Raw genomic sequence first — 10,240 nt, forward strand, 5'->3', positions numbered from 1 at the left:
CCCTTATCCGGTGCAGTGACGAATCAATGGACACTTGGCATGAAATCCTATCCTGTTAACAAAACGGGATTAAGGTATGGAGATTTCCCGCTATCCAAAAACTATCGAAAGATCACAGAAATCAGGCATAAATCAGGCATGACTGCCTTAGTCAAGGTAGGAGCCATGTTCGTTAATTCAATCGAAACGACCCATAATGGAGAGAAGCTCAATAAAGGTGAACAAATGGCATATTTCACTTTTGGCTCAACGGTTGTTTTGCTTTTTGAAAAAAATACTTTCAGCCTGCTTCCCAGTATCGTGACGCCTTATCATATAAAATATGGCGAAAGGATCGGAACTTTAAAGGGACAAGAATGACAAACCATGGCACAGATTCACACTGTGCCTTTCCTGGTTTTAAATCCACGCACGAAGAAAAGCGTTAGCATTTTCGGAGGAGTCTCACACATTCCGCTTCAGTCAACGATTTTTTGGAAAATCTATGTCGGAAATAACAATCATTTAAAAAAATAGCCAATAAAAAAAAGCCCGCTTCTGGGGCTGTTAGGATGAAACTTTAATCCGGTTAGATAATGACCGCCGATGGATTTCCGTTTCGATCAATCTAATAAACTCATAGCTTAGATTTAATTCTCTTGCTTTAAAATAAGACTCAATCAATAGTTCGTCCGAAAGTTTACGCATTCTAGTCATTCACCCCCAAAAGGATACTTCTAAACCAGTTGTATATTGCATAAAATTGTAAGCTAATTTGTTCTACCCCTACTCTATCAGAATGAATCTTTGAGAACAACCGTTCTAATTATCCACAAATACCAGTGGATAACCTGTGATTAATTTGTTTATAAATGGGAAAAAAGTAATAGAATCACTGTGTATATTGTGCATAAGGTTATCCACAATATAGGAAAATGTTGGATTTTGTCGAAAAGTTTTTTGGTTTTTTAGAGAATGTTTTGATTTTCGTTGAAAAAGGATGTTTTTTAACTATTTATTGTCGGACACAATCTGGTTATAATCATTATTTTTCACTCGTTCAAATGTTTGCTTTGAAAGCGAGGGTGAAATTGGGTATGATGTTAACGGTATGATAGGAACTTAATTAATGAGGTGTAATGAAATTGCTAAAGCATTTTTTGCCTGACCAGCACGTGAAAAGTATATTTGATATCCAGCCGGAAAGCTTAAAAGAAAAAGGCGTGAAGGGCATTATTACTGACCTTGATAATACGCTAGTTGAATGGGACCGCCCAAATGCGACTCCAAAGCTGATCGAGTGGTTTGACAATATGAGGAAAAATGAAATACTTGTCACGATTGTTTCGAATAATAACGAGAATAGGGTTAAGTCGTTTTCCGATCCCCTTCAAATACCATTTATTTTTCAAGCAAGAAAGCCTATGAGCCGCGCGTTTAATAAGGCTTTAAAGCAAATGGGACTGCGGAAAGAGGAAACAGTGGTGATTGGTGACCAATTGCTGACTGATGTCCTTGGCGGCAATAGAAGCGGCTTCCATACGATTCTTGTTGTTCCGGTTGCAAAGACAGATGGCTTTGTAACAAAATTCAACCGGAAAGTTGAAAGAAGGATTTTAGATTGGTTCAGGAAACAAGGTAAGCTGAATTGGGAGGACTAAGCATTGAGTGAACAATTTGCCTGCACAGGCTGTGGTGTGAAAATACAGATAGAAGATCCGGAGCAGCTGGGTTACGCCCCGCCTTCATCACTGGAAAAAGAAGTCGTAGTGTGCCAGCGATGCTTCCGATTAAAGAATTACAATGAGATTCAGGATGTCAGCCTTACTGATGATGATTTCTTAAAAATATTGAATGAGCTTGGAAAAAGGGATGCCCTTATTGTCAAGATCGTTGATATCTTTGATTTTAATGGCAGCTGGCTGCCGGGGATCCACCGTTTTGCCGGAAGTAACCAAGTATTGCTTATCGGAAATAAAGCGGATCTTGTGCCAAAGTCCGTCAAGCAAAGAAAGCTGATTGATTGGATGAAAAAAGAATCCAGGGAACTCGGACTCAATCCTATAGATGTATTTCTTGTTAGCGCATCTAAAGGGTTGAATATTAAAGAGGCAGCAGCTGCCATCGATGAATATCGAAATGGCAAGGATGTATACATTGTTGGCTGTACAAATGTAGGGAAGTCTACTTTTATAAATCGAATCATCAAAGAAGTAACTGGAGAAGGCGATGTCATTACTACTTCCCATTTTCCAGGTACGACCCTCGATATGATTGAAATTCCTTTGGCAGATGGCAAAGCAATCGTTGACACACCGGGAATTATCAATCATCATCAAATGGCACACTATGTAGATAAACGTGACCTGAAATTCATTACTCCTAAAAGGGAAATTAAGCCTAAGGTTTATCAGTTAAATGAAAGTCAAACATTATTTTTCGGAGGCCTGGCACGGTTTGATTACATTTCAGGCGGCAGAAGGTCTTTTCCCTGCTATTTGCCTAATGAAATCAACATTCATCGGACTAAGCTCGAAAACGCTGATGAACTTTATAAGAACCATGCTGGAGAACTCCTGACCCCTCCTCGGCGTGAACAAATGGAAGAGTTCCCAGAACTTGTGCGTCATGAGTTTATGATTAAAGAACCTAAAACCGATGTTGTATTTTCCGGACTTGGCTGGGTGACAGTGAATGAAGCAGGTGCAAAAATCGCCGCTTATGTTCCTAAAGGAGTACATGTTTTGTTAAGAAGGTCTTTAATTTAAATCTAAAAAGTGACGGCTACTAACAGTCTGATGGAAAGGGCGGGAGAAACAGATGAAAAAAATGTTCGGTGTGATTGGCGATCCAATCGCCCATTCAATGTCTCCTGCCATGCACAATGATTTATTCGAGCTATACGGCATTGATGCCAGTTATCTTCCCTTCCGCGTAATTAAGGATGATCTCGAGGATGCTGTGAAAGGATTGAAAGCATTAGGAACGAGTGGTTTCAATGTAACAATCCCGCATAAAACAAAAATCATGCCGCTTCTTGATAAAATCGATCCATTGGCTGAAGCAATTGGAGCTGTAAATACAGTTAAAAATGAAAACGGCTTGTTTACAGGCTATAATACGGATGGACCTGGCTTTGTAAAGGGGCTGGAAGGACACGCCGCTGATTTTAAAGAGAGATCAGCTTTAATTATAGGAGCAGGCGGTGCAGCAAGGGGCATTTATTTATCTATGGCCAAAGCTGGGGTAAAAAGGATTGATATTTTTAATCGGACAATGGAAAAGGCTGAGGAATTAGTGAAGACATGTCCGTATGAGGTCAAGTCTCGCGTTTTAAATCGAGCAAACGCTGAAAGGCTGCTTGGAGAGTATCAGCTGATCATTCAAACCACTTCGATTGGAATGGTACCTGAAGTTGATTTCTCCCCACTCTCACTCGAGAACCTATCAACAAAGGCACTAGTGAGTGATATTATCTATAATCCGCTCAAGACGAAAATATTAAAGGATGCTGCAATCAACGGAGCAGCAACCCAAAATGGCATTGATATGTTTGTGTATCAAGGAGCACTCGCCTTCGAAAAATGGACGGGTATTTTTCCTGATACACAAAGAATGAAAGAAAATGTTTTAAGACATTTAGGAGGATATACATGTTAACAGGTAAGCAAAAACGTTTTTTAAGATCGAAAGCCCATCACCTTAATCCGATTTTTCAAGTTGGCAAAGGTGGGGTAAATGAAAATATGGTTAAGCAAATTGATGAAGTCCTTGAAGCAAGAGAACTCATCAAGGTTAGTATCCTGCAGAACTGTGAAGATGACAGAGATACAGTTGCTGAGCAGTTGTCCAACGGAGCAAAAGCTGAATTGGTTCAGGTAATCGGAAATACAATTGTCCTATATAAAGAATCACGCGAAAACAAGCAATTAGTTCTTCCACGGTAAAATAGCTGGGAGGTGACGGATTGAAGAAAGTTGGCATATTAGGCGGAACATTCAACCCGCCTCATACCGGGCATCTAGTGATTGCAAATGAAGTCCTTCATGCACAGGGACTCGATAAAATTTGGTTCATGCCTAACCAGGTACCGCCTCACAAAAGCGTCACTGAGCCTATTAGTAATTCTGACAGGCTTGCCATGCTGGAACTCGCGGTAATGGATAACCCTGATTTCAGGGTAGAGACCGTAGAACTCGAGCGAACCGGTCCATCTTATACGTATGAAACGATGAAAATATTAAAAGATATGTATAAAGAACATGAGTTTTACTTTATCATTGGCGGCGATATGGTTGAATATTTGCCTAAATGGCATAAGATTGACGAATTGCTGAAAATGGTCAAGTTTGTAGGGGTAAGCAGGCCATCTTTTCACGATCAATCTGAATATGAAATCTTGCATGTGGAGACACCGCAGATTGACATTTCATCGAGCATGATCAGAGAGAGGGTTAAGGAAGGGAAGAGCGTCCGTTACTTGCTTCCTGAAACTGTTAGGGCATATGTAGAGGAGCATGGTTTATATGGAACGTGAACAAGCGCTGAAAATAGTAAAAGCGCAGCTTACGGAACATCGATATCAGCATACGATCGGCGTAATGGAAACGGCAATTAAGCTCGCCGATAAGTACGGGGAGGATGTCCAAAAAGCTGAACTGGCAGCTATTTTCCATGATTATGCCAAATTCAGGCCTAAAGAGGAAATGATGCAAATCATTGTAGAACAGAAAATGCCAACAGAGCTGCTTGATTATAATAGTGAGCTCTGGCATGCGCCCGTCGGTGCCTACCTCGCCGAAAAAGAAGCAGGGATTACCGATCACGAAGTGCTAGATGCAATCCGTTATCATACATCAGGGCGAGTTAGCATGACAATGCTTGATAAAATTATCTATCTTGCGGATTATATCGAGCCTGGCCGCCGTTTTCCTGGTGTTGATGAGGTAAGGGGAATGGCTGATGCAGACCTGGACAAAGCATTGATCCAATCAATGAAAAATACAATACAGTTTTTAATGAAGAAGAACCAGCCAGTTTTTCCAGATACATTTAATGCATATAACAGCATCGTAAAAAATTCAGGAGGTTGATTAGATGAGTGAACGAGAATTATTAATGACTGCGGTAAAAGCCGCCGATGATAAAAGAGCAGAAGATATTATGGTATTGAATATGAAAGGAATTTCCTTGATTGCGGATTATTTTATTATCTGCCACGGAAATTCTGATAAGCAGGTACAGGCGATTGCTCGTGAAATCAGGGAAAAGGCCTTGGAAATGGGCCATGACCTTAAGAGGATGGAAGGCTTCGACGAAGCAAGATGGGTTTTAATCGACATAGGGGATGTTGTCGTCCATGTATTCCATAGGGAAGAAAGAAGCTACTATAACCTAGAGCGCCTCTGGGGAGATGCTCCGATCGAGAACGTGCAGAGCGAGCTCAATTAATGTCTTACGAAAGATTTGCATATTTGTATGACCAGCTAATGCAGGATGTCCCTTATGATAAATGGGTTTCGATTATCGAAGAGTATACACAGAAATATTCAATCGAAGGCAAGAAACTGCTTGATCTCGCATGTGGAACCGGGGAAATCTCGGTGAGGCTAGCGGGCGAAGGCTTTGAAGTCACTGGGGCAGATTTATCATCAGATATGCTGTCGGTTGCACGGGCTAAGTCTGATGGACTTGGCCTGCCAATCCAGTTTTTTCAGCAGGACATGACTGATCTTGACGATCTAGGCGAATATGACATCATCGGCATTTTCTGTGATTCCCTGAATTATTTACAAGACGAACAATCTGTTAAAAAAACTATAGATGGAGTTTACCGCCTTTTAAAGAAAGGCGGATTATTCCTGTTTGATGTCCATTCGGTATATAAAATGGATCATATATTTGCAGATGCAACATTTACTTGGGATGATGAAGAAATCACCTATATATGGAACAGTTATAAAGGGGAAACAGCCCATAGTGTTGAACATGAACTCACTTTCTTTGTTTATGATGAACCATCAGGAAAGTATGATAGAATTGATGAAGTGCATTTCCAGCGTACATATCCGGAAGGTTTGTATATAGAACTCTTGGAGCAGGCCGGTTTCAGAAAAATTGAAATTACTGGAGACTACTTATTAGAAGCTCCGAAGCCTGAAGCAGAGAGAATATTTTTTGCAATGATCAAACCTTAAAAGAAGGCTCCCATTTTAATAAATGGGAGCCTTAGTTTGTCGACAAAGATACAGATCACATATCATTTATTGAAACCCTGTTGATTGGAGTGGAAGGCGCGCAGACTCCTGCGGGCTTAGCTGGACAGGTGAGACCCCGCAGGAGCGAAGCGACGAGGAGGCTCAGCGCCAGCCCCGCGGAAAGCGAAGCGCCTGGAACGAAAATCAACAGTCTTGTTTAACAGAGCCTTTCCTTTAAAATCACCATGCCCTATAGATTCAAATGGAATGATAGTTTTTATAATAAAATCAAGGGAAATACTGATAAATAAAAGAAATTCAGATATACTCTACTTATGGATAAGTCGTTAAAGGTAAAGGAATGAATTAGCATGAACAATGAGAGAGAAAACCAATCTTTAAAATTATTCATTGTCCTGTCGAGAGCATACAGGGCAGTTAATGAAAAAGTAAACAAGGTTATCCAGAGAAATGGGCTTAACCCTACTGAATTTGCTGTCCTTGAGCTTTTGTACCATAAAGGGGAGCAGCCATTACAGCAGATTGGCGGTAAAATATTACTAGCTAGCGGGAGCATCACCTATGTTGTCGACAAGCTTGAAGAAAAAGGATATCTCAATAGAGTAGCCTGTCCAAAAGACCGTCGAGTGACTTATGCTAAAATCTCCGACAATGGAAAAAAATTGATCGAAGAGATTTTCCCAGAGCATAGTGCGTTGATTCATGAATTGATGGGCAGCCTTTCAGATGAGGAAAAGGCAACCGCTATCGAGTTATTAAAAAAACTCGGGCTATCTGTCAGCAAATATTAAAAAAAACGGCGTCTTAGCCGTTTTTTTGTTTATTTTTTCGGAATAAAAAGGGAAATAATGAATATCCGTAGAATAGGAAAGAGATGGGGATTGGCTCAATCCCAGATAGAGAAAAAGGGGGCAATACCATGAATTTTGAGCAGTATACATATACGCGTCCAAATCTTGAAGAGGTTACAGCGAAATTTGATCAGCTTCTGGAAAAATTCAAGAATGCTGGCTCGGTTGAGGAACAGAGTACAGCAATGAATGAAATCAATGAGCTTCGCAATGATGTTGGGACAATGTTCAACCTTTGCTATATCCGGCATTCAATTGATACAGAGGACGAATTCTATAAGCAGGAACAGGATTTTCTTGATGATCTTGCCCCTCAGGTAGAGGGACTTGTGACGAAATATTATGAAGCATTAGTTGCATCACCTTATAAAGATGAACTTGAAGCTAAGTGGGGCCGCCAGCTTTTCGCACTGGCAGAAGCACAGTTAAAACAGTTCTCTCCTGAGATTGTTCCTTTAATGCAGAAGGAAAATAAACTATCTACTGAATATACGAAACTAGTAGCTTCAGCAAAAATTATGTTTGAAGGTGAAGAAAGGACTCTGGCACAGCTTGATCCTTTTACAGAGTCGAAAGACCGTGAAACAAGAAAAAGTGCAAGTGAAGCAAAATTCGAATTTTTCTCCGAACATGGAGATGAATTTGACCGGATTTATGATGAACTTGTAAAAGTAAGAACGGAAATTGCCCATAAGCTTGGTTATAAAAACTTTGTAGAGCTTGCCTATTTCCGTATGAACCGAACAGATTACGACAGCAAAATGGTTGCGGCTTTCAGGGATCAGGTACACCAATATATTGTCCCTGTCGCTACAAAGCTTAAGGAGCGCCAGATGAACCGCATTGGAGTTGACACGCTCAAGTATTATGATGAGCCGTTTGGCTTTAAAACAGGCAATGCAGTACCTAAAGGAAGCCCGGAGTGGATTGTAGATAACGGGCAGAAGATGTATGATGAGCTTTCGAGTGAGACAGGCGAATTTTTCCGATATATGAATGAAAACAATCTTATGGATCTTGTTGCTAAGAAGGGGAAAGCTGGAGGCGGTTATTGTACGTATATCGAAAATTATAAATCGCCATTTATCTTTTCTAATTTCAATGGTACATCAGGAGACATTGATGTTCTCACCCACGAGGCAGGGCATGCTTTCCAGGTTTATTCTAGCCGCCATTTCGAAATACCTGAATACAATTGGCCAACATATGAAGCATGTGAAATCCATTCAATGAGCATGGAATTCTTTACTTGGCCTTGGATGGAATTGTTCTTTAAAGAGGATACAGATAAGTACAAATTCTCTCATTTGAGCGGAGCCCTTCTCTTCCTGCCTTACGGAGTTTCGGTTGATGAGTTCCAGCACTGGGTCTATGAAAACCCGGAAGCAACTCCTGCAGAGCGCAAGCAGCAATGGCGTGAAATCGAGAAGAAATACCTTCCACATAAAGATTATGACGGAAATGCATACCTGGAGGAAGGCGGATTCTGGCAGCGCCAGGGACATATTTATAATTCTCCATTCTACTATATCGATTATACTCTTGCACAAATCTGTGCCTTCCAATTCTGGAAGCGCTCAAGAGAAAACCAGGAAGAAGCATGGAAGGATTACGCGAATCTATGCAAGCTAGGCGGCAGCATGGCCTTTACGGAGCTAGTAAAAGCTGCTAATTTGATCTCACCTTTTGAAGAAGGCTGTGTCGAATCAGTAATTGGAGAAATTGAAAGCTGGCTAGATTCCGTAGACGACAGCAATCTATAATATGAATAGTAAAAAGCGAAGCCTGCTGGCTTCGCTTTTTTTTCTATCTTTAAGATGTAATAATTAGTTTAATGTTGTAAATGAAGTCCACTGTAAGCATCAGCTTATTATCTGCGTTCCTTTTTAACCTGCCTGTAGAAAAATACTTCATAAATGACAGGAACTAAAATCAGCGTCAGTAGGGTAGAGGAGGTAAGACCCCCAATAACCGTCACTGCCAGCCCCTTAGAAATTAAAGTGCCTGACGAAGTGGTCATTGCTAACGGTATTAACGCTGCTATGGTAGCGAAGGCGGTCATCAGGATTGGCCGCAGTCTTGTTATCCCTGCCTCTACAAGGGCATCTCGGATTGTCATTCCTTTTTGCATACGATTTTGGCCGATCCTGTCGACAAGGACGATGGCATTTGTTGTAACGATTCCAATCAGCATCAGCAATCCTATCATGACACTTACAGACATTGGTTCATCCGCAATCCAAAGCCCAAGCAGTGAACCAATTGGGACGAAGATCAAGGATGAGAGAATGATTAATGGAATCCTTGCCTGCCCAAATGTAATCAGCATTGTCAGGTAAACAAGGCCGATTGCGACCACTATAGCAATGCCAAGCTGAGTGAACGTCTCGACTGTTTCATCACTTCCTCCACCGCCTTCCAATGAAACACCATCTGGGAGGTCAAGCTTTTCCACACCGTTTATGACGTTTGTAGAAACAGACCGAATATCATCGGAAGCAATTTGTGCAGAGATTTGTGCGAATATTTTTCCGTCCAATTTTTGAATGGACGTAAAGGCGTCTGTTTCTGTAATCTCGGCAATATCTGTAATCGGTACAGGTCCCTGCTGGGTGAAAATAATCGTATTCTTTAAATCAGCTATCGACTCTGATTGATCACCATAAGTGATCGAAACTTTTCGTTCCTCTTCACCTAATTTCATTGTACCCGCATCAACAGGCTTTGTTTTATCTGTGATCGTTCCAAGAATCTGGAATCCTGATAGACCAAGTTCTGCAGATTTTTCAGGATCAATATCCACAATCACTTGCTTTTGTTTTTCGGAAAAATTGTTCGAAACATATTTTAAATCATCTTGCTTTTTCATATATTCTTCAACCTTTGCAGCTGCCTCCTGCAATGCTGTAAGGTCAGTCGAATAAAGGTCTATATTTACATTATTATTGGATGGAGGGCCGCCTGTTGATTGCTCCTGAATGCCTATTTTTGCATCTGGTTCAAGCTTAAGGACAATTTCCTCCATTTCTTTTTCAAGTTCTGGTATAAAGGTTGAAACGCTTGCGCTGTCATCAAGGCTGATAAAGTAATTCGCCTGATTCTGACGCTTCAAACCAGTTTGGAAATCGCGGCTGCCAATCCCTACCGTCACATCCTTGATTTCCTTTTTATCTGCAAACATTTCCTCTTCCT

At 40.9% G+C, this 10,240-nt stretch carries 13 protein-coding genes; 11 read left to right on the plus strand and 2 right to left on the minus strand.

What is annotated here, in order from left to right; all coding sequences use genetic code 11:
• Positions 1-360: phosphatidylserine decarboxylase (locus WB217_RS07945; RefSeq protein ID WP_423992270.1), on the plus strand; the 360-nt coding region annotated here is incomplete at its 5' end.
• A 186-nt stretch (positions 361-546) separates the two neighbouring features.
• On the opposite strand, the gene WB217_RS07950 is transcribed toward WB217_RS07945, so the two are convergent.
• On the minus strand, positions 547-687 hold the full coding sequence (locus tag WB217_RS07950) for a sporulation histidine kinase inhibitor Sda (protein WP_079510333.1): 141 nt from the start codon (positions 685-687) through the stop codon (positions 547-549).
• 437 nt (positions 688-1,124) lie between these two features.
• Here WB217_RS07950 and WB217_RS07955 point away from each other — a divergent pair, with 437 nt between their 5' ends.
• The 10 genes from WB217_RS07955 to WB217_RS08000 all read left to right on the plus strand — a co-directional run bounded on the left by WB217_RS07955 (position 1,125) and on the right by WB217_RS08000 (position 8,811).
• Positions 1,125-1,640: a YqeG family HAD IIIA-type phosphatase gene (locus WB217_RS07955; RefSeq protein WP_423992272.1), complete on the plus strand. Its 516-nt coding sequence runs from the start codon at positions 1,125-1,127 to the stop codon at positions 1,638-1,640.
• A 3-nt stretch (positions 1,641-1,643) separates the two neighbouring features.
• Positions 1,644-2,747 carry a ribosome biogenesis GTPase YqeH gene (yqeH, locus tag WB217_RS07960; protein ID WP_423992274.1) on the plus strand — a complete coding sequence of 368 codons (1,104 nt, stop codon included), beginning with the start codon at positions 1,644-1,646 and terminating at the stop codon, positions 2,745-2,747.
• Between the two features lie 52 nt (positions 2,748-2,799).
• Entirely contained in the window at positions 2,800-3,639 is an 840-nt protein-coding gene (gene aroE / locus WB217_RS07965) for a shikimate dehydrogenase (RefSeq protein WP_423992276.1), read from the plus strand.
• A complete protein-coding gene (gene yhbY / locus WB217_RS07970; protein WP_423992278.1) occupies positions 3,633-3,926 on the plus strand; it encodes a ribosome assembly RNA-binding protein YhbY in 294 nt (97 codons plus the stop codon). The genes aroE and yhbY overlap by 7 nt, the downstream gene beginning before the upstream one ends.
• A 20-nt stretch (positions 3,927-3,946) precedes the next feature.
• Positions 3,947-4,516, plus strand: coding sequence for a nicotinate-nucleotide adenylyltransferase (locus WB217_RS07975; RefSeq protein ID WP_423992280.1), 570 nt, complete (start codon positions 3,947-3,949; stop codon positions 4,514-4,516).
• Positions 4,506-5,072 (plus strand): bis(5'-nucleosyl)-tetraphosphatase (symmetrical) YqeK, encoded by a 567-nt coding sequence (yqeK, locus tag WB217_RS07980; protein WP_423992282.1) that lies wholly within the window; start codon positions 4,506-4,508, stop codon positions 5,070-5,072. Before WB217_RS07975 ends, yqeK begins: the two co-directional genes overlap by 11 nt.
• A gap of 4 nt (positions 5,073-5,076) precedes the next feature.
• Entirely contained in the window at positions 5,077-5,430 is a 354-nt protein-coding gene (gene rsfS, locus WB217_RS07985; RefSeq protein WP_423992284.1) for a ribosome silencing factor, read from the plus strand.
• The gene (locus WB217_RS07990; RefSeq protein ID WP_423992286.1) at positions 5,430-6,176 is read left to right on the plus strand and encodes a class I SAM-dependent DNA methyltransferase; all 747 of its coding nucleotides are present in this window, start codon (positions 5,430-5,432) and stop codon (positions 6,174-6,176) included. Before rsfS ends, WB217_RS07990 begins: the two co-directional genes overlap by 1 nt.
• A gap of 371 nt (positions 6,177-6,547) precedes the next feature.
• Positions 6,548-6,988, plus strand: a complete 441-nt coding sequence (locus tag WB217_RS07995; protein WP_423992288.1) for a MarR family winged helix-turn-helix transcriptional regulator — start codon at positions 6,548-6,550, stop codon at positions 6,986-6,988.
• A 128-nt stretch (positions 6,989-7,116) separates the two neighbouring features.
• Entirely contained in the window at positions 7,117-8,811 is a 1,695-nt protein-coding gene (locus tag WB217_RS08000) for a M3 family oligoendopeptidase (RefSeq protein ID WP_423992290.1), read from the plus strand.
• Positions 8,812-8,918: 107 nt separating this feature from the next.
• Here the strand turns inward: WB217_RS08000 and WB217_RS08005 are convergent.
• On the minus strand, positions 8,919-10,240 hold a 1,322-nt coding region (locus tag WB217_RS08005), incomplete at its 5' end, for an efflux RND transporter permease subunit (RefSeq protein ID WP_423992292.1).

The organism is Mesobacillus sp., assembly GCF_049588175.1.
GTDB lineage: Bacteria > Bacillota > Bacilli > Bacillales > Cytobacillaceae > Mesobacillus.